Annotated in this window: 22 protein-coding genes and 2 tRNA genes; 9 read left to right on the top strand and 15 right to left on the bottom strand. The window is 43.3% G+C overall.

What is annotated here, in order from left to right:
* Positions 1 to 23: 23 nt before the first annotated feature.
* Positions 24 to 99 (bottom strand) — tRNA-Phe (locus tag L1286_RS23590).
* Positions 100 to 354: 255 nt separating this feature from the next.
* Between L1286_RS23590 and L1286_RS23585 the strand changes: the two genes are divergently transcribed.
* Positions 355 to 3,390: a hybrid sensor histidine kinase/response regulator gene (locus L1286_RS23585; protein ID WP_235409471.1), complete on the top strand. Its 3,036-nt coding sequence runs from the start codon at positions 355 to 357 to the stop codon at positions 3,388 to 3,390.
* A gap of 54 nt (positions 3,391 to 3,444) precedes the next feature.
* Here L1286_RS23585 and L1286_RS23580 read toward each other — a convergent pair whose 3' ends face one another.
* The 4 genes from L1286_RS23580 to L1286_RS23565 all read right to left on the bottom strand — a co-directional run bounded on the left by L1286_RS23580 (position 3,445) and on the right by L1286_RS23565 (position 6,947).
* Positions 3,445 to 3,624, bottom strand: coding sequence for a hypothetical protein (locus L1286_RS23580; RefSeq protein ID WP_235409470.1), 180 nt, complete (start codon positions 3,622 to 3,624; stop codon positions 3,445 to 3,447).
* Positions 3,625 to 3,766: 142 nt separating this feature from the next.
* On the bottom strand, positions 3,767 to 4,897 hold the full coding sequence (locus L1286_RS23575; protein ID WP_235409469.1) for a sodium ion-translocating decarboxylase subunit beta: 1,131 nt from the start codon (positions 4,895 to 4,897) through the stop codon (positions 3,767 to 3,769).
* Between the two features lie 9 nt (positions 4,898 to 4,906).
* Positions 4,907 to 6,691, bottom strand: coding sequence for a sodium-extruding oxaloacetate decarboxylase subunit alpha (gene oadA / locus L1286_RS23570; protein WP_235409468.1), 1,785 nt, complete (start codon positions 6,689 to 6,691; stop codon positions 4,907 to 4,909).
* A 10-nt stretch (positions 6,692 to 6,701) separates the two neighbouring features.
* Positions 6,702 to 6,947 carry an OadG family protein gene (locus L1286_RS23565; RefSeq protein ID WP_235409467.1) on the bottom strand — a complete coding sequence of 82 codons (246 nt, stop codon included), beginning with the start codon at positions 6,945 to 6,947 and terminating at the stop codon, positions 6,702 to 6,704.
* Between the two features lie 517 nt (positions 6,948 to 7,464).
* Here L1286_RS23565 and L1286_RS23560 point away from each other — a divergent pair.
* Complete coding sequence (locus L1286_RS23560; protein ID WP_235409466.1) at positions 7,465 to 7,929, top strand: YcxB family protein; 465 nt, start codon at positions 7,465 to 7,467, stop codon at positions 7,927 to 7,929.
* Between the two features lie 53 nt (positions 7,930 to 7,982).
* Here L1286_RS23560 and csrA read toward each other — a convergent pair whose 3' ends face one another.
* The 6 genes from csrA to L1286_RS23530 form a co-directional block, all read right to left on the bottom strand.
* A complete protein-coding gene (gene csrA, locus L1286_RS23555; RefSeq protein WP_063359311.1) occupies positions 7,983 to 8,174 on the bottom strand; it encodes a carbon storage regulator CsrA in 192 nt (63 codons plus the stop codon).
* A 90-nt stretch (positions 8,175 to 8,264) separates the two neighbouring features.
* Positions 8,265 to 9,485 (bottom strand): aspartate kinase, encoded by a 1,221-nt coding sequence (locus tag L1286_RS23550; protein WP_235409465.1) that lies wholly within the window; start codon positions 9,483 to 9,485, stop codon positions 8,265 to 8,267.
* A gap of 3 nt (positions 9,486 to 9,488) precedes the next feature.
* Positions 9,489 to 12,092: an alanine--tRNA ligase gene (gene alaS, locus L1286_RS23545; protein WP_235409464.1), complete on the bottom strand. Its 2,604-nt coding sequence runs from the start codon at positions 12,090 to 12,092 to the stop codon at positions 9,489 to 9,491.
* 57 nt (positions 12,093 to 12,149) lie between these two features.
* The gene (locus L1286_RS23540) at positions 12,150 to 12,611 is read right to left on the bottom strand and encodes a regulatory protein RecX (RefSeq protein WP_235409463.1); all 462 of its coding nucleotides are present in this window, start codon (positions 12,609 to 12,611) and stop codon (positions 12,150 to 12,152) included.
* Positions 12,611 to 13,438 carry a BPSS1780 family membrane protein gene (locus tag L1286_RS23535; RefSeq protein WP_235409462.1) on the bottom strand — a complete coding sequence of 276 codons (828 nt, stop codon included), beginning with the start codon at positions 13,436 to 13,438 and terminating at the stop codon, positions 12,611 to 12,613. Before L1286_RS23535 ends, L1286_RS23540 begins: the two co-directional genes overlap by 1 nt.
* 178 nt (positions 13,439 to 13,616) lie before the next feature.
* The gene (locus L1286_RS23530; protein ID WP_235409461.1) at positions 13,617 to 14,249 is read right to left on the bottom strand and encodes a GTP cyclohydrolase II; all 633 of its coding nucleotides are present in this window, start codon (positions 14,247 to 14,249) and stop codon (positions 13,617 to 13,619) included.
* Positions 14,250 to 14,424: 175 nt separating this feature from the next.
* On the opposite strand from L1286_RS23530, the gene L1286_RS23525 reads away from it, so the two are divergent.
* The 3 genes from L1286_RS23525 (at position 14,425) to L1286_RS23515 (ending at position 17,628) form a co-directional block, all read left to right on the top strand.
* The gene (locus L1286_RS23525; RefSeq protein WP_235409460.1) at positions 14,425 to 15,642 is read left to right on the top strand and encodes a hypothetical protein; all 1,218 of its coding nucleotides are present in this window, start codon (positions 14,425 to 14,427) and stop codon (positions 15,640 to 15,642) included.
* Positions 15,642 to 16,079 (top strand): hypothetical protein, encoded by a 438-nt coding sequence (locus L1286_RS23520; protein ID WP_235409459.1) that lies wholly within the window; start codon positions 15,642 to 15,644, stop codon positions 16,077 to 16,079. Before L1286_RS23525 ends, L1286_RS23520 begins: the two co-directional genes overlap by 1 nt.
* Positions 16,080 to 16,203: 124 nt before the next feature.
* The gene (locus tag L1286_RS23515; protein ID WP_235409458.1) at positions 16,204 to 17,628 is read left to right on the top strand and encodes a diguanylate cyclase; all 1,425 of its coding nucleotides are present in this window, start codon (positions 16,204 to 16,206) and stop codon (positions 17,626 to 17,628) included.
* Here L1286_RS23515 and L1286_RS23510 read toward each other — a convergent pair.
* Entirely contained in the window at positions 17,625 to 18,131 is a 507-nt protein-coding gene (locus tag L1286_RS23510; protein WP_235409457.1) for a DUF3087 domain-containing protein, read from the bottom strand. The two genes, L1286_RS23515 and L1286_RS23510, sit on opposite strands and share 4 nt — an antisense overlap.
* A 117-nt stretch (positions 18,132 to 18,248) precedes the next feature.
* Between L1286_RS23510 and L1286_RS23505 the strand changes: the two genes are divergently transcribed.
* The 3 genes from L1286_RS23505 (at position 18,249) to L1286_RS23495 (ending at position 20,152) form a co-directional block, all read left to right on the top strand.
* On the top strand, positions 18,249 to 18,899 hold the full coding sequence (locus L1286_RS23505) for an energy transducer TonB (protein ID WP_235409456.1): 651 nt from the start codon (positions 18,249 to 18,251) through the stop codon (positions 18,897 to 18,899).
* 90 nt (positions 18,900 to 18,989) lie between these two features.
* Positions 18,990 to 19,547: an RNA polymerase sigma factor gene (locus tag L1286_RS23500; RefSeq protein ID WP_235409455.1), complete on the top strand. Its 558-nt coding sequence runs from the start codon at positions 18,990 to 18,992 to the stop codon at positions 19,545 to 19,547.
* The gene (locus tag L1286_RS23495) at positions 19,544 to 20,152 is read left to right on the top strand and encodes a hypothetical protein (protein ID WP_235409454.1); all 609 of its coding nucleotides are present in this window, start codon (positions 19,544 to 19,546) and stop codon (positions 20,150 to 20,152) included. The genes L1286_RS23500 and L1286_RS23495 overlap by 4 nt, the downstream gene beginning before the upstream one ends.
* A 2-nt stretch (positions 20,153 to 20,154) precedes the next feature.
* Here L1286_RS23495 and L1286_RS23490 read toward each other — a convergent pair whose 3' ends face one another.
* The gene (locus L1286_RS23490; RefSeq protein WP_235409453.1) at positions 20,155 to 21,531 is read right to left on the bottom strand and encodes a Na+/H+ antiporter NhaC family protein; all 1,377 of its coding nucleotides are present in this window, start codon (positions 21,529 to 21,531) and stop codon (positions 20,155 to 20,157) included.
* Between the two features lie 298 nt (positions 21,532 to 21,829).
* On the opposite strand from L1286_RS23490, the gene L1286_RS23485 reads away from it, so the two are divergent.
* Positions 21,830 to 22,678, top strand: coding sequence for a MurR/RpiR family transcriptional regulator (locus tag L1286_RS23485; protein WP_235409452.1), 849 nt, complete (start codon positions 21,830 to 21,832; stop codon positions 22,676 to 22,678).
* Between the two features lie 12 nt (positions 22,679 to 22,690).
* On the opposite strand, the gene L1286_RS23480 is transcribed toward L1286_RS23485, so the two are convergent.
* On the bottom strand, positions 22,691 to 23,863 hold the full coding sequence (locus L1286_RS23480) for an exo-beta-N-acetylmuramidase NamZ family protein (RefSeq protein WP_442961775.1): 1,173 nt from the start codon (positions 23,861 to 23,863) through the stop codon (positions 22,691 to 22,693).
* A gap of 459 nt (positions 23,864 to 24,322) precedes the next feature.
* A tRNA-Arg gene (locus L1286_RS23475) sits at positions 24,323 to 24,399 on the bottom strand.
* Positions 24,400 to 24,527 lie beyond the last annotated feature (128 nt).

The raw sequence follows: 24,527 nt of genomic DNA, 5'->3' as shown, positions 1-24,527 counted from the left end.
AGCTAAGTCGGCGCACCGAAAAATGGTGCCCAGAGGCGGAATCGAACCACCGACACGAGGATTTTCAATCCTCTGCTCTACCGACTGAGCTATCTGGGCGTGCGGCGTATTAAACGAGTTTTACCCTTTCAAGTCAACTATTTTTTTGCAATATAATTTGTTTGCGCACAATTCATGCAAAACTGACAAAAATCAGCTAAAAAAGGATGAAAATCATACATGCTTCCCCCTCACTCGCTCGCGACAAATCATAATAAAGAAGTAAAAACGTAGAGAAATCATCCATTGTAGGTGGTAGGATTAACACTTATTCATAAAAACTCGATTTGAAAGCTATTTGCTCGGATTACTTCAATGGAAAATTCTTCACAAGCACAGATCAAAGGCTTTGTGCCACTGTTTGTTTTTGTAACTTTAATCATTGCCAGTGTGTCAGCACTTGCAGCCTACTTATGGCCAAAGCAGACAGAAACGACAATACACAGTCAACCGGATCTCGTGCTACAGGCTCAGGACCTTGCAGCGCCGCTCAGCAACACCATGATGAAACTTGGTTACAACTACGCCAAACAAATGCTGACGTCGGTGAAAGCAGGTAACCCAGATATTAATGCCTACTTATATGCAGACAGCGGTATGGGTAAACCTAGCTTGGTGTTTCAAACTGATGACTTCCCTGTTGCCCCCGTCAAGCAACGCACCAAACTCATCGTTAATGACCAAACGATTGTGCATCAACCTTTGACCTTGGATGAAATGCCTGTAGGTGAGTTGATTTTGGTATATACAGCACCACAGGTTGCAGTCCCCGAAGATAACCCGATAAGCTATTTGTTAGCTATTGTCGCGCTTATTCTTACCATTGCATTTGCATTATTCTTGAAAAAGCAAGTGGTTGGTAAGTTAGCGAAAGAACTAAAACTGCTGAACTCGGAACTTGACCATTTGGTTGCTGAAAAAGATTATGAGGTCCATATCACTGAAAACCTGAGCTTCGGGTTATCGCAGACCTCTATTGGCATCAACTCACTTATCAACCAAATCCGCGACATTATAAAAGGCAATCAAGCTGCACAAAATGAATTAAGACAACTTCAAACGAGTTTAGAAACCGAAGTTCAGGCACGAACATTGGCGCTAGAAAAGGCCACTTTAAATGCAGAGCGTGCAAGTGAGGCTAAAACCACCTTTTTAGCGACAATGAGCCATGAGATAAGAACGCCAATGAATGGCGTGATTGGTACCATTGACCTGCTTCGCCAAACTGAGCTGGACGGTGCACAGCATCGTTTAACAACGATTATCCGTGATTCAGCTTTCTCACTACTTGGTATCCTAGACGATATTCTAGACTTCTCTAAAATTGAAGCTGGCAAACTGCAAATAGACAGTAGTGCTTTCTCTGTGTCAGAGACCATCGAAGAGGTCGCCCGCGTTCTTTCCTCAGTCGCCAAAAAACGAAAGCTCGATTTACAACTTGCTATCGCGCCAGATATTCCTAGCAATCTGGTGGGTGACGCAGTGCGCGTTCGTCAAGTGCTTTATAACCTATGTAGCAATGCAATCAAATTCACATCTACTGACGAGAGCAAGCAAGGCTTTGTTAAAATCTCAGTGGAAGTGGCTCAAAATACGTCCGAGCATTACACCCTTAGATTCAAGGTAACGGATAACGGTAAGGGCATGACTCAAGCACAGCTTAGAGAAATATTTAATCCATTTATTCAAGCCGAAGGGTCTATTACCCGTGAATATGGTGGCACAGGCTTGGGCCTCTCTATTTGTAAGAGCTTAGTCGAGCTGATGTTAGGCTCAATAAATGTGCAGTCAGATATCGGTATGGGCAGCGAGTTTGTTGTTGAGTTGCCATTTAGTATTAGTGGCAAAGTTGAGTACGCTAATAAAGGAGTATTAGAAGGTAGGAAAGTAGTTACCTTCACACACAACCCAAATCGCCGCGCGATCCTCGCACGCTACCTCTCTTTCATGGGAGCAAACTCAGTCGTTGTGCACGAAGCAAGTGAAATGGGTGAGCACCAATACGAGCAGGATGTTGTTTGGGTACTCGATGGTCTTGATGGCATGGACAAGGTCAACCAACAGTTACGAGACTTATTGTACTCACTTGAGCACAATGACCAACAGGTGATTGTGCTCAGTACAATGGATGAATCTGCGCTAAACCACGGTCATATTTTCTATTTAAATGCCGCGCCTCTTTGCAAAACGAGCTTCATGACGGCGATATTGGTCGCGGTTGGATTACATAAACCAAAACAGTTAAAGCCATCTCGTTCAATGAATAGTTACCTGAACACAGAAGATGCAAAAGCAGAAAACAAACTGGTGCTGCTAGTGGAAGACAATGTCTTGAACCAGCAGGTACTCACTGACCAATTACACCTGCTTGGATATGGTGTTGAAGTAGCGGAAAATGGAGAAGAAGGCTTGAAAATGTGGCAAAAAGGCCACTATGCTGTTGTCCTCACCGATTTACATATGCCAAAAATGTCTGGTTATGACATGGTAACGAAAATTCGCGATATTGCAGAACAAGCACCAGACATCAATGCGCAGCCTTACATCATTGCCATAACCGCCAATGCATTAAAAGGCGAACGCGATCGATGCTTAGCATCGGGCATGAATGACTACATTACAAAGCCGGTAGAGCTTAATGTACTCGAAGCGACACTAGATAAGTGGCAATCAGCGACAGGGACCAAAGTGGGGGCAAATGCAACCCTTCAGACTAATGCGGTTTCAAACCCCATAGAGGCTGCGCCGATACAACAAGCTGAAATACCAATTACGTCAGACGTCACACCTGCGCCAGAAGTACACAATGTTGTAACAGCAGTGGAAGCGCAAGACGTTATCACAGCGACAGTGTATGACGCAGACGAGAAACCAAATGAAGACGGTGATACATCAACATCGGTGATTGAGCCGATCGTCGAGCAGTCCACATCAGAATCATCTCATGCAGAAATTGATCTGGTCGTAAATGAAGTGCATCAAGAGACAATGCCTGAGTCACCCATTAATATGGATCAGCTCAATAAATACGTTAATGATGATAATGCTAAAAGATTGCGCTTTTTCAGAATGTATTTAGAGCAAAGTAGTGAGTTGGCTAGAGACATCAATGGTGCTGTTATCTCATCGAGCCAAAGTGAAATTATAGAGGCATGTCATCAGCTCAAATCTATTTCTAGAACAATTGGCGCAGAACACGTGGCTAAGCTGTCAGAAGCATTTGAAACACGCTGTAAAGAAGAAGAGCTAACAAGCGATCAATTAATACAAGCAAGGGATGAGCTAGAGATGGCTTATCAGAAAGCGACTGCATTTATTCAACAGTTTTTACAGCAGTCCGCAAATCAATAAAGGGTGAAAATCATAGGGCAATGCCTTTAGGTGCTGCCCTATGGCTGTCAATCATTAATCTTGAACCATTGAGTAAATCATATTTACTACAATACCTGCCATTGCCAATGGAATAATGTACTTACTGTATTTTTCCATTTTATCAAGTCCAATTTTTTTATTGTACTTTTCAAGTAGTGGGATCAGTACCACCAGTGCAATCACCAAGCACACTAAGATAACAATAATATTCATAAAGCCACTCTAATTAACTCATTATCTCAAGTTATACCATGATGGATTAGATTTGACCCGTTATTTATACACAACAACTAGGGACTTTAAAGCGGGGAAAAACTGTGGAGCCGAAGCCCCACAAAAGGGTTGGAGAGTGTTGTTAACCTACTAACGCGAGTAATATACCTGCCGCCACAGCACTGCCAAGCACACCAGCAACATTAGGCCCCATAGCATGCATCAATAAAAAGTTATGAGGATTAGACTCAAGTCCCACCTTATTTACGACCCTTGCAGCCATAGGTACAGCCGAAACACCGGCAGCCCCTACGAGCGGATTGATGGGGTTAGAAGAAACGCGATTCATTACTTTCGCCATGTATACACCAGACGCGGTGCCGATACTAAATGCCAATGCCCCAAGCAACAAAATACCTAATGTCTCTACTGTTAAAAACTGATCGGCAGCTAACTTAGAGCCCACAGCTAGACCCAAGAAAATTGTGGTGATGTTAATGAGTTCATTTTGGGCTGTGTTACTTAACCTATCGACAACACCAGACTCTCTCATTAAATTACCTAAACAGAACATCCCCACCAATGGAGATGCCGCCGGTAAAAACAGCAAGGTCAGCGCCAATACCATCAGCGGGAAAAGAACCTTCTCTCTCTTGGAAACAGGTCTCAACTGCGGCATCGCAATACTGCGCTCTTCTTCAGAGGTCAGTAAGCGCATAATAGGCGGCTGAATAATTGGTACCAATGCCATGTAAGAGTATGCAGCAACAGCTATTGCACCCAATAATTCTGGTGATAGCTTAGACGCTAAGAAAATAGCGGTAGGTCCATCCGCACCACCAATAATTGCTATCGCTGACGCATCTTGTAGCGTAAATTCAAAACCTGGAATGAAGTTCAACAAGATGGCACCAAATAAGGTGGCAAAAATGCCAAATTGAGCGGCAGCACCAAGCAACAACATACGTGGGTTTGCAATCAGCGCACTAAAATCTGTCAGTGCTCCGACTCCCATAAAGATCAACAGCGGAAAAACACCACTATCGATACCAATATAATAAACGTAGTACAGCAGCCCCCCTGGCTCCGCCAATGCAGCAACCGGAATATTGGTCAAGATAGCGCCAAACCCGATTGGTACAAGCAGCAAAGGCTCAAACCCTTTCGCAATGGCCAAATACAATAACCCACAGCCAACAGCTATCATAGACAAGGCAGGAAAAGTCAGGTTGGCAAGCCCTGTTGCTTGCCAAAGGTTCAATAATCCGTCCATTACGCCCCCTTATGCCATCTCAATGATCGCATCGCCAGCAGAGACAGAGTCGCCTTCTGACACTAAAATATCCGCGATCTTACCATTTGAGGTCGCACGTACCTCGGTTTCCATCTTCATCGCTTCCATAATCAGAACGACATCACCTTGCGCAACGTCATCACCAGGTCTTGCATGCACTTTAAAAATATTTCCTGCCAGTGGTGCATTCAACGTTTCACCTGAGCTCACCGACGCGGATTGAGGCATCAATTCACTGTCTTTGACTGCCACTTCTTGCAATTCACCGCCTGCTGCCACAACAACATCATAAACCTTACCATCGACTCTGACACTGTAACGTTCATTGCTCTGCTTGCGTACAGTGGCTGCCTGGTCAACTTTGGCATCTTGACTTTGTGTTGCAACCAAGCTTGGTTTTGGCTCAAAGGCACCTGGGTTATTTCTATTTTTTAGGAATTTAAGACCAATTTGAGGAAAAAGCGCATAAGTGAGCACATCATCGACAACGTCATCAGCCAGCACGATATCTTCTTGCTTAGCATGCGATAGCAACGCTTGTTCTAAGTTATCCAGTTCTGGCTTTAACAGGTCAGCAGGACGACACGTAATGGCGTCAGCACCTTCTAAAACTCTGTCTTGCAAATTCTTATCAACTGGTGCAGGCGTTGTACCATACTCCCCTTTCAGTACACCCGCAGTTTCTTTGGTAATGGTTTTGTAGCGTTCTCCCGTAAGTACATTGAGTACCGCTTGAGTGCCCACAATTTGCGACGTCGGCGTAACTAATGGGATAAAGCCAAGGTCTTTTCTTACATGGGGGATTTCGCTGAGCACTTCATCAAGTTTATCCCCTGCTCCTTGCTCTTTAAGCTGATTCTCCATATTCGTCAGCATTCCACCTGGTACTTGAGCAGATAGGATACGCCCATCCACACCTTTAAGACTGCCTTCGAATGCAGCATACTTTTTACGCACGTCTCTGAAGTATGCTGCGATTGATTCTAATTGTCCCAGCTCAAGCCCCGTATCTCGTTGCGTTCCCTCTACGATTGCAACAAGCGTTTCCGTTGCACTATGGCCATAAGTCATACTCATTGAAGAAATTGCGGTATCAAGCATATCGATACCCGCATCAACAGCTTTTTGGTAGGTCGCCGTGCTCAGGCCTGTTGTTGCATGGCACTGCATCGCAATGGGCACAGACACAGTGCGTTTTAGCTCTGAGATCAATACCTCTGCATCATACGGTTTTAGCAGTCCGGCCATATCTTTAATACAGATGGAGTGACAACCAAGGGCTTCAAGTTGCTTAGCTTGCGCGATCCATTTATCTAAATTGTGAACGGGGCTTACAGTATAAGAAATTGTGCCTTGCGCATGCGCGCCCACTTTTATTGCGGCACGTATAGCGGTCTCAAGGTTTCTGACGTCATTCATCGCATCAAAAATTCTGAATACATCCACACCATTATGATGAGCGCGTGTCACAAACTTTTCGACAACATCGTCGGCATAATGCCGATAGCCCAACAAGTTTTGACCCCGCAAGAGCATTTGCTGTTTCGTATTTGGCATCGCCTCTTTGAGTGCCCGAATACGATACCAAGGGTCCTCACCAAGGTAGCGAATACATGCGTCGAATGTGGCACCGCCCCAAGATTCAACTGACCAATATCCAACTTTGTCTAGTTCTTCCGCGATAGGCAACATGTCCTCGAGGCGCACTCTAGTTGCCAATAAAGATTGATGGGCATCTCTAAGTACTAATTCTGTTAGTTTTAATTTTGACATAGCGTACCCCTTAATTATTTTGTCTAAATTGTGCAATTGCCGCACTGATTGCCGCAATGTGTTGAGCAGGCACACCCGCACTCTCGCTGCGCTGTGATCTTGTTTTAGTTGTTGGCTGTTCAGGGATTGGCTGCGATGCGCTGAGTTTTGATAACCCCTTTACCGCGAGAATAAGAATTGATAGGAAGATAAATACACCAACCATACCCGTTAACATGAGATTGGCTGCTTGCATGAGCAATTCACTGATCTCCATCTGTGCCCCCTTAGTTGTTATTTATTTGTTTACTAATACCCACCCAAAGAAATAGATAGGCAACTTTTGTAAATATTTATTCAAACATCATATCAAAACATTTATTCATGTAAAGGTGCTTGTAAATTGGTATTACCATTAATTGTTTCTGTATTAATTTCACACACTTAGTCTCTAAGCATGGCAAAACAATGGATTAAAAGCCTAATAAATATGAAAAATACTCAAGATATCGACAAAAAATAGCCAACAATACACCGTTGTGATTCACGCGCTTAGACTAAAATCACCCCACCAATAATTGGTCATACCAAAATAAAAAGTTAAATTAACGCAATACTTCTCAACAGGACAAAATTTCAATGAAAACGTTACCCTTGCTCGATCACGTTAGCTTGACTTGCTCTAAATTCGGTACTCGAGCTTTACAGGTATTCACATCAGTATGTGGGAAATAAGATTTAAACTCGCCAAATAACCACGTATAATTTCATGGTTATCAACTTGAGGATTACTCGTGTTTCAAAGTGAATTCACCCTAGATAAACGCTATTTTCAGGAATGCTTTGACGAATCGGTGAAAATGAGCCAACACCATAAACCCAAATATGGGCTTATCACGTTTCTTATCTCGCTGGGCTTTTTATCTCATTACCTACTAAACCAAGCGTATTTGGGTAACTTTCTATTTTTACTTGCAGTATTAGAAGGCGTTGCTTTTTATTACAAACGCCCCTGGTGGGTTGCAAGACAAATGCTGAGTCGCGCGAGTGGCTCGAAAGTGTGTCTCACAATTGATGAAGAAGGTATTAAAGCGGAAAACCCCTATCGTGCGTTTTATGTAAAATGGCAGGATATTCATCAAGTCGTAAAAACGGAGCAAGGTATCATCATTCAACAACATCGCCACAACCAGTATATTTCACATAATGTACTGAATGATGAAATTTTAGACTTTATTTTTAGCCAGACAAAAAAATAGCCACATATTAGTGGCTATTTTTCTAACTTAGCAATAAGTTCGATTTTTCTTAATTACATATTGCCAGTAGACGGATTAGATTTTTCCGCTTGAATTCGCATGTATATTTCTTCTCGATGAACTGATACATCTTTAGGTGCATTTACGCCGATACGCACCTGATTTCCTTTTACACCAAGTACTGTTACTGTAACTTCATCACCGATCATCAGGGTTTCGCCTACACGGCGAGTTAGAATTAGCATTCTCTTGCTCCTGTTATTCCAAAATTTAAAAGATTCCGCGTCAAGTTCATTTTAATTAAAAGTTCATGTAAAAGTAAGCAAAATTATTGCTTATTCAACATTTTCTAGTCCAAACGCACCATGCAGTGCTCTTACGGCTAGTTCAAGATAACGCTCTTCCACCAAAACTGAAATTTTTATTTCTGATGTGGAGACTAAAAGCGCTTGTATATTCTCAGCAGCTAATGCTTGGAAAAATATTCCCGCAGTACCTGAGTGGGACTTCATACCGACTCCGACCGCAGATATTTTAGCAACCTGTGCATTCCCCTCAATATCGACAGCATGTAACTCATCACGATTTGTAGTCAATACATCTAACGCTTGTGCATATTCACTGCTATGTACACTTAAAGCATAGTCTATTTTACCTGCTTGATGATTAATTTGACTGATCATGTCAATTTCAATGTCATACTCTGCGAGTAAAGTTAGGATTTTTGCTAAAGAAGACGGATTCTCAGGTACTTGACGAATAATAAGTAAGGATTCATCTTTTTGATAAGCAATACCTGACACAGTTTTACTGGTCACTTCGGGCTCCTCATAGCTTATTAATGTTCCAGAATCTGGTTTAAAAGTAGATAAGACACGAAGCGGCATGTTATAGCGTCCAGCGGCTTCTACAGCACGGATCTGCAAAACTTTTGCGCCAAGACTCGCCAATTCTAACATTTCTTCAAATGTCACCTGCGACATGCGTTGGGCCCGAGGTTCAACACGAGGATCGGTAGTATAAACGCCATCTACATCGGTATAGATTTGGCATTCGTCCGCAGAAATCGCGGCCGCTATCTCAACAGCAGAGGTATCTGTGCCACCTCGCCCTAGCGTGGTGATGTTGCCTTCAGGGTCTCGCCCTTGAAAGCCTGCAATTATTGTAATGCGATTGTGTTCGAGCTCTTGCTGCAGGCGATTCACATCAATGTGCTCAATACGTGCCTTGCCAAACATATTGTCGGTGCGAATAGAGATTTGATCGGCCAATAAACTGACAGCAGAATGGCCACGTTTAATAATAGCCATTGCAAGCAACGCGATGGATACTTGCTCACCGGTTGTGAGCAGTACATCGAGCTCGCGGGCGCTTGGCCTATCATCGATTTGTTTCGCCAGTGATACCAGTCGATTTGTCTCACCAGACATTGCTGACAACACCACTACCACTTGGTGGCCTTGTTGCTTAGCACGAATGACAAGGTCAGCGACGGCCTCTATTCGCTCAATAGAGCCAACAGAAGTGCCGCCAAATTTTTTAACGATTAAAGCCACTAGTTACTGTGTTTTCTCTGTCAACCAAGCAGGAACACTGTCTAGGGCCGCATCTAAGTTTTCTGGCTGTGAACCACCAGCTTGCGCCATATCAGGTCGGCCACCGCCTTTACCGCCCACTTGTGCCGCCATATGATTGACCAATTCACCCGCTTTCACTGAGCTCGTAAGGTCTTTGGTAACACCCGCAATGAGGCTGACTTTGTCACCATTGGCAACACCCAAAGCAATCACACCAGAACCCATTTTATTTTTAAGGTCATCGACCATGCCACGTAACGCTTTAGACTCTGTGCCTGCAACGTTTGCAACAAGTAACTTAATACCGTTAATTTCAACCGCGGATTCTAGGAGTGAAGAGCCTGCAGCTGCCGCTAGTTTATCATTCAACTGAGCAACCTGTTTCTCGAGACCTTTTGCTTTCTCAAGCAATGCCGCAACTTTTTCCAGCGCACTCGCACTATCTCCTTTGACAAGTGCAGCGATGTCAGACAACGCTTTTTCTTGTTGCGCCACATAGTGTACAGCGTCTTCACCAGTGACCGCCTCAATACGACGAACGCCTGCGGCAATACCACCTTCCGAAATTATCTTTAAGAAACCAATATCACCCGCACGCTGCACGTGCGTGCCGCCACACAGCTCAATAGAGTAGTCACCGATAGAGACAACGCGTACTTCATCGTCATACTTTTCACCAAACAGTGCCATGGCGCCTTTCGCTTTCGCTTCATCAATGTCCATCAGCTGTGTTTCTAGTGCAAAGTTGGCACGAATTTCAGCATTTACCGCTTCTTCAATTTTAATCAGCTCTTCTTTTGTCACACCTTCAAAGTGAGAGAAATCGAAACGCAGGCGATCAGGCATAACCAAAGAGCCTTTTTGCGCCACGTGCTCCCCTAAGATTTGACGCAGCGCTTCATGTAAAATATGCGTTGCAGTGTGGTTTTTCTTGATGCGTTCACGACGGTGTGCATCAATGTGTGCATCTACTTTGTCATTAATGCCAATTCGACCAACAACATACCCATGGTGTGCAAATGCATTACCCAGTTTTTGCGTATCTGTCACGATAAACTCGCCACCCGAAATAACAAGTGAACCGGTATCACCTACCTGACCACCTGATTCCGCGTAAAATGGCGTGCGATCTAAAACAACAATGCCTTTTTGTTGATCTGTTAACTCAGAGACGTTTTCTCCTTCGCAGAACAGCTCCACCACAGTACCGCTGTATTGAACTGCATCATAACCTTTAAAGTCTGTCACTTTCTCAGACTTCAGTTGCTCATTGTAATCAGCCCCGAATTTACCGGCTTGTTGCGCTTGTTTACGCTGGGCTTCCATCGCGGCTTGGAAACCTCTCTCGTCGATCGTCATGAATCGTTCACGGGCAACGTCAGCGGTTAAGTCTGCCGGAAAGCCGTATGTATCATAAAGCTTGAAGACTAAATCGCCTGGAATTACATCGCCTTCTAAACCGGCTAAGTTTTCTTCAAGAATAGCGAGACCACGATCTAACGTTTTACCAAACTGCTCTTCTTCAATGCGTAATACTTTTTCAATGATCGCCTGTTGTTTGACTAACTCTGGGTAAGCTTCTCCCATTTGTTCAGCCAGTGCCGCGACCAACTTATAGAAAAACGCGCCTTGCGCTCCCAGTTTATTACCATGTCGAACAGCACGACGGATAATACGGCGAAGTACGTAACCACGTCCTTCATTGGAAGGCATTACACCATCAGCAATCAAAAACGCACATGAACGAATGTGGTCTGCGACCACGCGAAGCGACTTGTCCTCTAAATCTTGCGCACCGGTCACGGTAGCGGTTGCTTTGATAAGCGCTTGGAAAAGGTCAATTTCGTAGTTAGAGTGAACACCTTGCATAATAGCTGAAATGCGCTCAAGGCCCATGCCCGTATCAACAGACTGATTAGGCAGAGGTTCCATTGTGCCATCAGCATGACGGTTGTACTGCATGAATACAAGGTTCCAAATTTCGATAAAGCGATCGCCATCTTCTTCAGGGCTTCCTGGAGGACCGCCCCAAATATGCTCACCGTGATCATAGAAGATTTCAGAACATGGACCGCATGGTCCAGTATCACCCATTGACCAGAAATTATCAGAGGTGTCGATACGAATAATCCGTTCTGCTGGCACACCCACTTGATTTGCCCAAATGTCATACGCTTCTTCGTCAGTGTGATAAACCGTGACCAAAAGCTTTTCTTTTGGTAGCTTTACAACATCTGTTAAAAACTCCCAAGCAAACTTAATCGCGTCTTGTTTGAAATAGTCACCGAAGCTAAAATTACCAAGCATTTCAAAAAAGGTGTGATGTCTTGCAGTATAACCTACGTTCTCTAAATCGTTGTGTTTACCACCGGCTCTTACACAACGTTGTGAGCTCGTAGCACGGTTATATGGACGTTTTTCTGCGCCAAGAAAGACATCTTTAAACTGTACCATACCTGCATTTGTAAACAGTAACGTGGCATCATTGCCTGGAATCAAAGAACTTGATGGCACCACTTGGTGGTTTTGCTTGGCAAAGAAGTCTAAGAAGCTCTGCCTTATCTGTGCGGTAGTCATTTGCTGCATGTGATCATTCACCCTTTATTGCTGCTTGTGCCTCAGGCGTTCAACTTGATATGAAAATTAATTTTCATCTTGCGCCTGAATAGCAAAATCTATTTGGTCGTAGCTAAATCCTCGATACATCATGTATCTAACTCGCTTTGACCTTTCTTGATAGTCTAATTCTTTATTTGCATAGCCGTATTTTTTTTCATACGTATGCTGTGCAATGGCATACCAATCAACTTCTTTCTCTTCAATTAATTGAAGAAGCTGTGTACGCTCAACGCCTTTTTTGGTTGCTTCCATTAAAACGCGTTTTTCTCCCAGCCCTTTGGCGAGCTGGCGATTTAAAAAGCTCTCGCAATGCCTCGCATCATCGACGTAACCAATTTCACTCAGCCAATCAATGAGCTCTTCAGCGTAATCTGAACTAGCACCTTTAAGTAAAAGCTTATCGTTTAGAAGCTTACGTGAATATTCTTGTCGAGATAGCAGCCAAATCGCGTAGTTTTTCAGTTTTTGTTTTTCTTTATCTTCCATTAAGCATCAAACCGACCAGTTTGTCCCACTTGTTCAGTCTTAGAGCGTGGTTCATCATCGCCTGAATTCTGATCATCTTTTGCTTTAGGTGATACCTGTTCTGCAAAGATTGCCTGAAATGACACAAAGAAGCCGATATATACGATGGGCATAATAAAGATCAAAGGAATAAGGGACAGTGGTGCAGAAGCTATAATCATCAGAGCGACAATTCCACCAAATACACTTAATGGGCCCATATTATAATAAAATACTTTTAAAGACTGCTTCATCGCAGCCAGAATATTGGCCTGCTTTTTAAAGTAGATCAGCGGTAATGCATAAGCAAAAGCCATCATTGCTAAAGACTGTAATGCAACAAATATTGCAATATCAGAAAAGCTAATCGCAGCCGCAATTTCTGCCATCACTGCGTTCATATCTTGTTCTGGGCTATGATTTTGCATCGCGGATACAATAGGTTCAAATAACAACGTCATCGCGACACCTAGCAGTAATGCGACACCAAGTTGATACAAGCCTAATCGGAATAAGTTAAGGCGCTGACCCTTAGCTGAAAATGGTTGCAAAATATCTGCAAGCATAATGGATTTGCCAGATTGCAAGTTAACGACCGCGTTATAAAATCCGACAGTTAAAAATGGCCCCGCTAACGCGCATAGCATTTGCACAATTGGGTTTGGTAAAACAAACGGAAAAAGCCCAACTACAACAAGGAAAATATACATCATCATAAAAGTCATGGGCTGAGTTTTAAAAATAACCCACCCGGCTTTTAACCAATTGACCCCAAAACCGGCTTTAAATGTTCTAAATTTTGCAGACATAAATGATTAGCTTAGTTATAAATCGCCTTGATTATACTGTGTCGACGAGGTACTTGAAAGGACGTTTGTAAGGGATATCACCACTAAATGACTTTAATTTAAAAAATACGTCTGTAAAGTAAAGCCATGTCACTACTTTGCTTTGTTTGACACCGAGCCAAACAAAGCAAAACGCGCGTTACTCGGACTTAGGTTTGTTAATTTTTTCTATATCTAGCATGTGCGAGCCATGCTCAACTTTAGTCGCCAAATAATGGCGGTTGCCTGAATCACCCGCTTTAACATGAGCTTGAGTGCCCACCACGCTCTCAACTTCAATACCAGCATTACGCAGCGCATTGAGTTTACGGGGGTTATTCGTCATTAATTTTACGTGCGCTAAACCGAGTGCTTGAAGCATCAATACTGCATCAGAAAAATTACGAAGATCATCTTCAAAACCAAGATGATTATTAGCCTCATATGTATTCATACCCTGAGACTGAAGCACATAGGCATCGATTTTATTGTACAAACCAATTCCCCGCCCTTCTTGGCGAAGGTATAACAACACCCCACCGTGTTGGTGCATTTCTTCAATACACTCATTAAGCTGCTCACCGCAGTCACACCGAGAGGAATGAAACACGTCACCAGTCAAGCACTCCGAGTGCATTCTGATCAAAGGTACTGCCTGGTTTTTATCCGCACCATTAAACACCAGCGCAACATGCTCTTCGCCATCTTTGAGCCCTTCAAAAGACACGATTTCTGCAGGAATATGACTACGCTGCCCTACATTCAGCTCAACTCTTGCTCTAACTTCAGCCACGACTTGAAAAGTTCCAAAATTAAAAAATGTGATAGTATCACAAAAAGTATTATATCTCTTGATATGGTGTCAGTAAGCCTGTTTTACAAGTCTATATACACAAAACTGGTAAATGTGGATATAGGCACTAACCTTTACAGACAAGAACAAGTTTATTTTATCTGATTGGACGTTAATGCGCCTACTATTACTCCTATTATCATTCATATCACTCAATGGCGCTTGCAATGAACTCAAGTTCGATGGTTTCGCGACGCTTGGCATTACCCTTACAGACTCCGAAAATGCCGGCATCCGACAACATATCACTCAGCCCAACGCAACTTTTAAAGACGAAGTTGGCTTTAGTACCTCTTCACTCGGATTTCAATTAGAGTGGCAAGCCACACCTGAACTCCAGTTTGTCGGTCAAGCTCTGCTCAAAGATCAAGAAGAACAGACCTTAGACAATACCCTCCAAATGGCCTTCCTGAGGTACTCTCCTTCAGTGAACTGGCAATTTCGCCTTGGCAGGACTGGACTGGATTTATTTATGATGACAGAGCATAGAGATATCGGGTACACCTATACGTTCGATCATCCACCGACTGAGTTTTACGCCATTGTGCCCCACCAGAACATAGATGGCGCTGACGTTAAGTATACGTTCTCCCATGAACATGGATTACTCAGCGCTAAATTTTTTGCCGGACGCTCAACAGCCCCTATCGTCAGTGACGATAATTTCTTTTGGGATGTGGAAATAAAATCTCTTTACGGCATTGTATTGCAATGGGAGTCTCTCGATTGGACATTGAGAGCCAATCATACAATTACCAAAGCTGGTAATGAAAATGAGCAACAACTCCAGCTGCAGGCTGCACTTGCTCAAGTTCCAGATGAAATATGGCCCACCAAAGCAAGCCTACTTGACTCTCTGAACCTCATTGGCAAACGGTTTGATTACACGGCAATTGGCGCCCGCTATGATAACAATCAATGGTTTTTTCAAAGTGAAATGTCATACATTGATTCAAATTCACAAGTGCTCAATCACCTGACAGCGGGTTATATTGGGATTGGTACCTACTTTGGCGACCACACAATTATGGCCACCTTTGCACAAGCTAAATCAAATAATCGGACCCCAGCTCGACCGCTTATTTCTACCCCTCAATTGGATTTGCTGTTTAACACACTTACAAGACACACTAACTTTTATTTGATAGACCAGAATACACTTTCTTTTACACTGCGTTCTGAGCTATCCGAATCACTCGCAATCAAAGTGCAGTTAGAGCACACGCGTACGGAAAGCTTACCCTCCGCATTTTATTTACATCAAGGACTTACCAACCCTAACCTTGATACCGATTTTAACACATTGGGCATTAGCCTAAATTGGGTATTCTAATGAAGACCCCATTTTTCATCATAGCCAGTCTACTGCTGATCACGAGCGCCGAGCTCAGAGCGGCCTCCGCGCAAGAAATCGTTATTGTTGTCAATAAAAATAATCCTATAGAGAAAGTCACACATCGCCAGTTAATAGATATGTATATGGGTAAATACCTCGCCTTCCCAAATGGGCATATGGCGATTACATTAGATTACCGAAAAGAACACCCGCTGCGGAGCGTTTTTTTTAAAGCACTCACTGGCAGAAGCATTTCTCAAATTAATGCCTATTGGTCTCGAGTAAAATTCAGTGGTAAAGCTTCTCCGCCACAAGCATATCCGTCAACAGAAGCTATAATAGATAAAGTGATAACAACCCCAAGTGCGATTGCTTACTTACCTGCAAACGCAGTAACTGATGAACTAAAAGTAGTGTACCGTTTTGTTCAGTAGACACAGTTTAATTTTTAGGTTGATGCTTTTATTGAGCCTATCAACCTTCGCCTTTTCAATAGTATACGCAAAGATATACTATCACCATGTGTTTGACACAGAACTCAAACGCTTGGAGAGTACCGTGCGGCAAATAAGCCAGACGGTTTCATCGACCGCCTCCATTGCAGCCTATTTAGAGGACAAAGACCTCGCCAACGAGGTAGTTAATGGGCTCGTTAGCAACGATATTATCCTCTCTGCTGCATTGACAAACAAAAGCACCGTGCTTGCCAAAAGTATTCTTTACAAAGATAAAGGGGCGCTGTCATTTTATTTACCAAATCCATTTATCTTACAAGAGAACATCGGTGTTATCCGCGTTGTTCCCAACACCCTGTATATAGAGCAAAATGCCAGAGACAGTGCTTTTTCATCCGCCCAGACACTACTTGTCGTCGTCTTACCTATGTTGCTACTGTTCGCGATACTTGCCTTTTTCTTAATTTCGCGCCCTCTTGGTAATTTAAGTAAACAACTGGCCAGCGTGCTACCAGGCAGTGCGCAAAGAATTTATATCGACCCTTTAAATAACCAGAACGAAATAGGCAAAATTGGTAAAGACATTAACATCATGCTCGCCAATACCGAGACGTTATTTGAACAAGAGCGAAGCCTCAGGATAGAGGTAGAAAAATTAGAAAAGCGTTTTCGTTTAATGTTCGAACGGTCCTCTTCTCCGACTATTCTAGTGAAAGAACAAGGTGAAGTGGCCTTGGCCAACGACGCAGCTAAAGACCTATTGGTTGGTATGGGCATTGATTGTGAAGAACGTTTTCCAGAAAACTTGGGGCAATTTTGTAAAACACCAGATATCCTTTATACCTTCACCGAGAATAGCATTAAACTCAAGCAAGTCATGCAGTCTGAATTTGAATTCACCAACCCACTCACACACTCATCTGTATGGCTCAGCCTAATCATCCTTAATACTAAAAGCGATGGCCAGTGGTATTTCCAAGTATTTTTAGCAGACATAACGGCGCGTAAAAGTATGCTCAATCAGCTCAGCCATCGAGCACAACGTGATAGTTTAACAAGTCTTTATAACCGCTATGGGGCAGAGTTAACCCTGATGGAGTGGATTGACTCTGAAACTCAATTTAGCCTATTGCTCATCGATTTAGATAAGTTTAAACCTGTGAATGACATTTATGGACACAATGCAGGCGATGAGGTGCTTAAGCAGCTAGCAAAGCGGTTGGGGCAAATAGTACCAAATACGGAGTTGGTCAGTCGCTGGGGAGGCGATGAATTTGTTATCGCTATCAAAGACGTTAATATCGTAAAAGTGAACCACTTAGCACAGCAAGTGCTTGATGAAATTAATACCCCTGTTGCTTATGAAAAAAATGGGCATCGGCTAGCACTGAGTGTCAGCGCAAGTATTGGTATCGCCCACTATCCGGCACATGCTCAAAGTTTAAAAGGCCTTGTTGAATGTGCTGACGTTGCGATGTACTCCATCAAAAAGACCTCAAAAAACAACTTTACGATTTATTCCACTTAAAATGCGCGCAGTATTTGCTCATGGTAATGAGAAGCATCTAGAGTAACCTTATATTGCGCGGCCAACTCGTCCAACTCAGCTTGCCAAATAGAAAGCTCTTCCAATGTGATCGTATTATCATCGAGCATCCAAAGTTGACGAGAGCCAACATAACTATAATGAATGGCTAGCATGGCATCTGCATTGCCCTGCTGTGCCGCTTTTTTAAGTTTCGGCATCTTCCTTGTGATTTGATTTAATGCTTGTTTCAACTCCCAGACATATACGACCTCAGTCATAAAGGGGTGCTGTTTAATGTGTTTTAAAATACACGTGATGATCGCGCAACTGGCCACGACACCCAGCAAGTTCCAATGAAAATGGCTGCCATCTGAGTCAGGAAATAGCTGGATCAATATGTGTGCGATCCCCAAACTACCCAAGGTTAAAGCTGTGATACATGTACCAATGACCCAATTTAGATGTTTTCGATAACGACTTTTATCTATTTCTTGTAACTGCATTCCTACCGCCCTAAGCCAAACTTGTTTTGTATTCTAATTGGTTAAAAACAAAATTTAAAAAAAATCACCCCTTTTTTTGACCTAGCGCGTTTTAAGGTTAAAAAGGGGAGATTACTTATGACTATGACAACCATTACTGAACCAAATGCGTCACCATACCATACGTTAAACAAGCTGGTATTGTCTTTCACAGGCGCCATTGTAGTGACATTCGGCCTATTTGCATTTATGCATCAACTGATCAGTCAAGAGCGACCGCTGATGGCACAACCGGTGCCTGAAATCGATGTCTTTATATCCCAAGACATAAAAGAAACCCCGGTCGAAGAACGGAAAACCTTACCACCGCAACCTAAGCCGCTGCCAAAAGCACCGCCTAAACTGGTAGCTCAACCCACAAATATCCCAGGGGTTAATTTGGACATCGGTTTAGACCACAAATTTACTAGCGCACCTATTACGATGAATAATACGCTGCAACCCACAGACGCTCAAGCTACGCCACTTGTGCGCATTGACCCTAATTACCCAGTTACTGCCGCACGGGATGGTATTGAAGGTTGGGTCCAGCTGACATTTAGCATTTCACCAACTGGGCAAGTCATTGATGCGCAAGTTGTAAATGCCGAACCGAAACGCATCTTCAACCGTGCAGCATTGAAAGCATTAAAGCGTTGGAAATATCGACCTCAGATGGTCAATGGCAAAGCAATAGTGCAAACTGGCCAGTCAGTTATGCTAGAGTTTAACTTAGCTAAAGAGCCTTAACTGGACTCAAGCCGCTTGATACTGGTTTAAGCGGCTCATCGCTGCACAATGGAACAGCCAATTACAATTAATAAACATTCTGGAGAGTGCATGCTACTAGCGATCAAGAGCTGGTTTATCCAGCATAAAACAGACGTAGAAGATCCGCTTTATGAATTTAAAAAGTGCGGTGAGAACCGCTACTTAGAGCAGGCGATAGATAATTTTAATCCTGACTTGTACCACTATTTGTGTACACAATGCACACCGGAAGTAGCAGAAGACGTTTGCCAAAAAACTTGGCTAGCCATCGTTGAGAAGCGACACTACTATCAGTCACAAAGTACGCCAAAGGCCTATATTTTTAAAATAGCCCGAAATGCGCTCATTGATGAGCTGAGAAAACAAAACAAGTTGGTGCTAGATGAAGAAGCAATAACCCAAAAAGAATTAACACAGGACCGTTGCTTTTCGGAAGCAAGCTCAAAGCAGCTCTATCGCGCAATTAAAACGCTGCCCCATGCACAAAAAGAAGCGCTTAGCCTGCAATTAGAAGGCTTTTCACTGAAGCAAATCGCTGACATTGCCAATACCAATGTAGAGACGGTTAAAACACGGTTACGTTATGCAAAGCAGCAACTTAAAACGATTTTAGGAGAGCCACAATGAATGAGCTTGAGCAGGCATACTCTAATGCCAAACGCCAGCAAAGAATGTCGGCAAAACAAACCCGGCGCTTAAAAAGGCGCTGTCGATTAGAGAATCGTAAGCATACGCGCCAATTTTGGCTCCGCACGACAGCTTGGGCAACATCATGCTGTGCAGTTGCACTTATTGGAAGCTTATCTCTGCAGAATACACTCAGCGATTTTGAATTATTTCTGACTCAGATTAGACCAACTGACTTTAACACTGAGCAATATCAATCGATTGAGACACACCACCTAGTTGAAGGTGAGTACCTCACGACTATCCAACAACAAAAACAACAATTAGATAGCTCATTCGAAGGCGCCAAAGCCACTTTAAATGAAGTCCACCAATCCTATGGCAAGCTTGTTCATAGCGAAGACGGAGCATGGTTTATCGCTGATTGCCAAAATACCACCTTAATTGAAGTACGTAAGAGTGTATTAGATCAGCTAAATGCGCCAGATATGCGTGATGCATCGCTCAAGCAAGGCGTACTTTTGGCTTTGAGTAGAAATAATCAGGGACAACTGCTAAAAATTGCTGCCCCAACAACGATTAAAAATTTATACGCATGCCCTTAGCCTCAGAGCATGAGAAAGCTGGCAATAAAGTAGCCAGCCAGTGCCAATATGCCTCCAACGAGTGCGTAAGGTAACTGTGTTTTCACGTGAGTTAATAGATCACAACCAGATGCCAGTGCTGAAACCGCACTGGTGTCAGAAATTGGAGAGCAGTGGTCTCCAAATATTCCGCCACTTAGAATCGCGCCGACTACAAGAGAAGGAGGTAAACCGAGTGTTTGGATCAGTGGTACCCCAATTGGAATTAAGATCGCAAACGTTCCCCACGAGGTTCCTGTGGTAAAAGACATCACAGCCCCAGTTAAAAACAGCACAGGGACTATAAAATAAATAGGCAAATATGCCCCAACCAATTGAGCAACAAACACACCTGTCCCCAATTCTTTCAGACTGGCGCCTAGCGTCATAGACAACAACACAATACAAACCAGCGGCAGCAGTTCCCCCATGCCTTTAAAACCGATTTCAACCAGTTGATGATGTGTAAACTGTTTTTCAGCCAACAGTAAAATATATGCAATGGCGCACGCTAGCAGCGTGGCATACAATACCGATTTAGAGCCACTGCCATTGGCCAAGACCCCTTCCCCAGTCCAAAACATGAACCCGACCATACTCAAAATAAGAGTAGCCAATGGAACGAGCATAAATCGCGCTTTTGAAGCACGTGGCCCAGCATCTATTTCACCTTCTTGCTTTTGCATTTTCTGTTCAGCCACTTTCATGGGACCATGTACTTTGTCAAAGAGAATGGTATACAGCACGATTAGAAGCGTAATAATGGCGTAAAAGTTAAATGCAACGCTGCCCCATAAAATAGAGACTGCAGATTGCGTTAATTCGTAGTTACTTAATAAGCCCAGTACATAAGCACCCCAGCCATTTAACAATATTAATATGCACACTGGTGCACTCGTGCTGTCAATCACATAGGCAAGCCTTGCACGGCTCATTTTGAATTTTTCAAATAGTCCTCTGGCAACGATACCGGATGTCAATACACTCATATTTGACTCAATAAATACAGCAATACCGGTAAACATGGTCAATAAACCGACCTGCTTTTTATTTCTTGCCACTCCGATGCGCATTAGTTTTTGTACTGTTGCTGCCACGCCACCGGATTCTCGAATGTAAGCTAACAAAGCGCCGATTACGATACTAAAGATCAAGATCCGGCTATTACCCGCCGAGGTGACGACTGTCACAATCCGCTCAATGCTATTGGTAAAGGTCGCAAAAAGGGAGTGGTCTTGACCACCAAGCACCAACAAAAATTCAGACGAGATAAGGGCTAAAAGTAAGGCTATAATCACTTCCTTGCGCCAGAATACCACCGCAATGGCTATCAATGGGGGCAAAATAGAATACCAGGACATAGTTTCCCTTTTGTAATTTTTTGACTCAGAGTAATCGCAGTAGTATCAAGAGCCGAGTCAATATCGCGACTCACGACTCGCTATTTATGCGTGCAAAGTTTGCACGTTTTAGCTTAAATAGTTATGCCTAAAAAACAAGCATTTCCAATTTACAAATTCACAAATGCAACAAAAGTACCTCAACCGGTACCACATAAATCAAAAAACGCAATAATATTCCTAAACAATCTATCACATCGTTCCAATTGAACCTATAATATGGACAGTTTAAGTTAGTTTTAGTTACCAGGTGATCCTCATGTCTACTTTTGTAAAAATAAAGGCCTTAAAGCCGACGCTCTCACAGAGCGAGGCAAAATTAGCAGACTTTACGTTAAAGTCTGGCGCCAAGATTCGTAGTTTATCTTCCATTGAGCTGGCAAAATCAGCCGGTGTAAGCCAATCAAGTGTCGTGAAATTCGCACAGAAACTCGGCTATAAAGGGTTTCCCGCATTTAAATTGGCAGTCGTTGATGCGCTCAATGAACAAACCCAAGAAGAAACTCCTCTGTCCAATGAAATAGATCAGAATGATTCTATTGCGCATATCTCAGAAAAGCTGATTGCAAATCAACAAGCAACACTTGTGGCAACAAGCAAATTGAACACGCCAGAATTATTTGAACAAGCAGTTCAGTCTATTAAAGCGGCAAAGAAAGTAATGGTTTGTGCGATAGGCTCTACGCATACGATGGCTCAAGATTTGACCTTGAAGCTGCAAAAACTAGGTGTGTGTGCTGTCACCCATGTCGATGAACTTAGCGCCTCGAGTTATTTAGCAACGATGGGTAAAGACGATTTGGTGATTTTTTTAAGTAACTCGGGCGTCGTAAAAAGTGTTGTAAAGCTGGCACAACAAGCAAAAAGCAATGAGTGTCAAATTCTCGCACTTACTCGCTATGGGCATAGTGAACTTGCCAACTATGCTGACAACTGCCTGTATTGCATTCAAGAAACTGAAGCGATTAAGCACTCTGCGGTACTCACAAGAGCGTCGTTAGGTTATTTGATCGACGTGTTATTTATTTCTTTGGCTCAATCTAATTTACATTGGCAGCGCCGCGCTGATCGCTCAAATGAATATATGACTGACTTGCTAAACGTCTAGCCAATCTGCGCCTTACCTATCATACAAAAGGTAAGGCGCTCTGCGTTTTTTGAACACGTCGAGATCTTTCTGCCAAATAGCTTCTATCTGGTGCACTTTAAGACCTTGTTCGAGGGCCAAACGAAGGATATCTGTGCCAGCCAATTTATCAAAGAAGTCAGGATGGACGATAAAGCGTTTGTTCTGCTGACGAAACTGCCTGTGGGCGAAAACAAGCCAACTGAGGTCAAAACCCCGTGTTTGGCTAGCCTTCAGATCCACCCCCCATACCTCATGCCCTTGCAACTTAGGAAAACGCGCAGCCCCAATAATTGAACGTGGTGTAAAATGAAAGTGACCTAATTTGACTTGATGATGCCCAAAAATTTGAAAGGGGAAATCAGTTCCTCTGCCTACAGAGACCGCTGTGGCCTCAAAAAGACACAATGAAGGGTACAAATAAATCGACTGTTGGTTGGGCAAATTAGGGCTGGGCGCGATGGGTAAAGTATAATCATCTGTTGCATCGTAATTCAACACAGGCATAACCTCTAATTTTAATTGCCCGTTTCCAGACAACCAATTTTCTCCTTCAATCATTTTTGCAAGTTCACCCACTGTCATACCATGCAGGATAGGTATTGGGTGCATCCCCACAAAAGAACGAAATTTTAAATCGAGTAAAGGGCCTGCCACAAAGCGGATGTTCGGATTGGGCCTGTCAAAAACTAGAAATGCTATATGATTATCTTTTGCTGCCTGCATCATGAAGTGCATCGTGCTGATATACGTGTAAAAGCGTACACCCACATCTTGAATATCAAATACCAAGACATCAATATCTTGCAATGCCTTCTTAGGGGGACGTTTTTGTTTACCATACAGAGAAACTATGGGGATCCCAGTTTTTACGTCAATACTATTGTCGATATGTGCACCCGCGTCTTGATCTCCTCTAAAACCGTGCTCAGGTGAAAAGATCCGGACCACATTAACGCCATTAGCCAATAAGATATCAACCACATGTGTGCCATTAACCCGCGCCGATTGGTTGGCAATGAGGCCGACTCGCTTGCCTTTTAATTTAGGTAAATATCGCTCTGTTTGTGCGGCTCCCACCTCTATGGCAAGGGCTGTATTCACCTTGAAAACAGCAAGTAGAATAATACATATAAAAAGCACATCGTAACGTTTTAACACAAAGATCTCTCGAGCAACTCAATACATTGGGAATATGCCTGAACCCCCAATAAAAAAGAACCCCTTTTTCACTTTTTTATCGTCATTTTCGCCTGACAATACCAATATAAATAAGGCCTTAGACTTACATGTAAACGATCTACGAAAGCGTATTTATTTCTTTGTCACGTTGGTGCTCAAGGAACCAAGTTTCTGGGTAAAGTCGGCTCTCGTTGGCATCTTTGGCATGTTTTACTAGTTGCGTGAAGTCGTCATCCATCTCTAAAGAGGTGGTGGACGCGGGATATGATTTATGGAAGGTGAACCTCCGATAGTTTGGTTCATCGCGGGTTTGCTTACACGGCTTGCTTTGTGTATTTAACGGGGGGAAGTTCCCCGAAATTTAGACACAAAAAAACCGACTCTCGTCGGCATATTTCGCATGTTTTACTACTTGCGTGAAGTAATCATCCATCTCTAAAGAGATGGCGGACGCGGGAGGATTCGAACCTCCGACCGCCTGGTTCGTAGCCAGGTACTCTATCCAGCTGAGCTACGCGTCCGTCATGTTATCAGTATTTCAACACTTGATATGTGCACTCTGTATTTTACCACCTGAGTAAAGTGGCGGACGCGGGAGGATTCGAACCTCCGACCGCCTGGTTCGTAGCCAGGTACTCTATCCAGCTGA

The organism is Pseudoalteromonas sp. SMS1 (genome assembly GCF_021530565.1).
In the GTDB taxonomy this organism is placed as follows: domain Bacteria; phylum Pseudomonadota; class Gammaproteobacteria; order Enterobacterales; family Alteromonadaceae; genus Pseudoalteromonas.
Note: the sequence above shows the minus strand (reverse complement) of the source record. Positions and strands in the feature narration are given on the sequence as shown.

Bases quoted from the DNA above. Each gene is read 5' to 3' on its own strand.
- L1286_RS23585 (WP_235409471.1), top strand. From the start codon at position 355: ATGGAAAATTCTTCACAAGCACAGATCAAAGGCTTTGTGCCACTGTTT.
- L1286_RS23580 (WP_235409470.1), bottom strand. From the start codon at position 3,624: ATGAATATTATTGTTATCTTAGTGTGCTTGGTGATTGCACTGGTGGTA.
- L1286_RS23575 (WP_235409469.1), bottom strand. From the start codon at position 4,897: ATGGACGGATTATTGAACCTTTGGCAAGCAACAGGGCTTGCCAACCTG.
- oadA (WP_235409468.1), bottom strand. From the start codon at position 6,691: ATGTCAAAATTAAAACTAACAGAATTAGTACTTAGAGATGCCCATCAA.
- L1286_RS23565 (WP_235409467.1), bottom strand. From the start codon at position 6,947: ATGGAGATCAGTGAATTGCTCATGCAAGCAGCCAATCTCATGTTAACG.
- csrA (WP_063359311.1), bottom strand. From the start codon at position 8,174: ATGCTAATTCTAACTCGCCGTGTAGGCGAAACCCTGATGATCGGTGAT.
- alaS (WP_235409464.1), bottom strand. From the start codon at position 12,092: ATGCAGCAAATGACTACCGCACAGATAAGGCAGAGCTTCTTAGACTTC.
- L1286_RS23540 (WP_235409463.1), bottom strand. From the start codon at position 12,611: ATGGAAGATAAAGAAAAACAAAAACTGAAAAACTACGCGATTTGGCTG.
- L1286_RS23535 (WP_235409462.1), bottom strand. From the start codon at position 13,438: ATGTCTGCAAAATTTAGAACATTTAAAGCCGGTTTTGGGGTCAATTGG.
- L1286_RS23525 (WP_235409460.1), top strand. From the start codon at position 14,425: ATGCGCCTACTATTACTCCTATTATCATTCATATCACTCAATGGCGCT.
- L1286_RS23520 (WP_235409459.1), top strand. From the start codon at position 15,642: ATGAAGACCCCATTTTTCATCATAGCCAGTCTACTGCTGATCACGAGC.
- L1286_RS23510 (WP_235409457.1), bottom strand. From the start codon at position 18,131: ATGCAGTTACAAGAAATAGATAAAAGTCGTTATCGAAAACATCTAAAT.
- L1286_RS23505 (WP_235409456.1), top strand. From the start codon at position 18,249: ATGACTATGACAACCATTACTGAACCAAATGCGTCACCATACCATACG.
- L1286_RS23500 (WP_235409455.1), top strand. From the start codon at position 18,990: ATGCTACTAGCGATCAAGAGCTGGTTTATCCAGCATAAAACAGACGTA.
- L1286_RS23495 (WP_235409454.1), top strand. From the start codon at position 19,544: ATGAATGAGCTTGAGCAGGCATACTCTAATGCCAAACGCCAGCAAAGA.
- L1286_RS23490 (WP_235409453.1), bottom strand. From the start codon at position 21,531: ATGTCCTGGTATTCTATTTTGCCCCCATTGATAGCCATTGCGGTGGTA.
- L1286_RS23485 (WP_235409452.1), top strand. From the start codon at position 21,830: ATGTCTACTTTTGTAAAAATAAAGGCCTTAAAGCCGACGCTCTCACAG.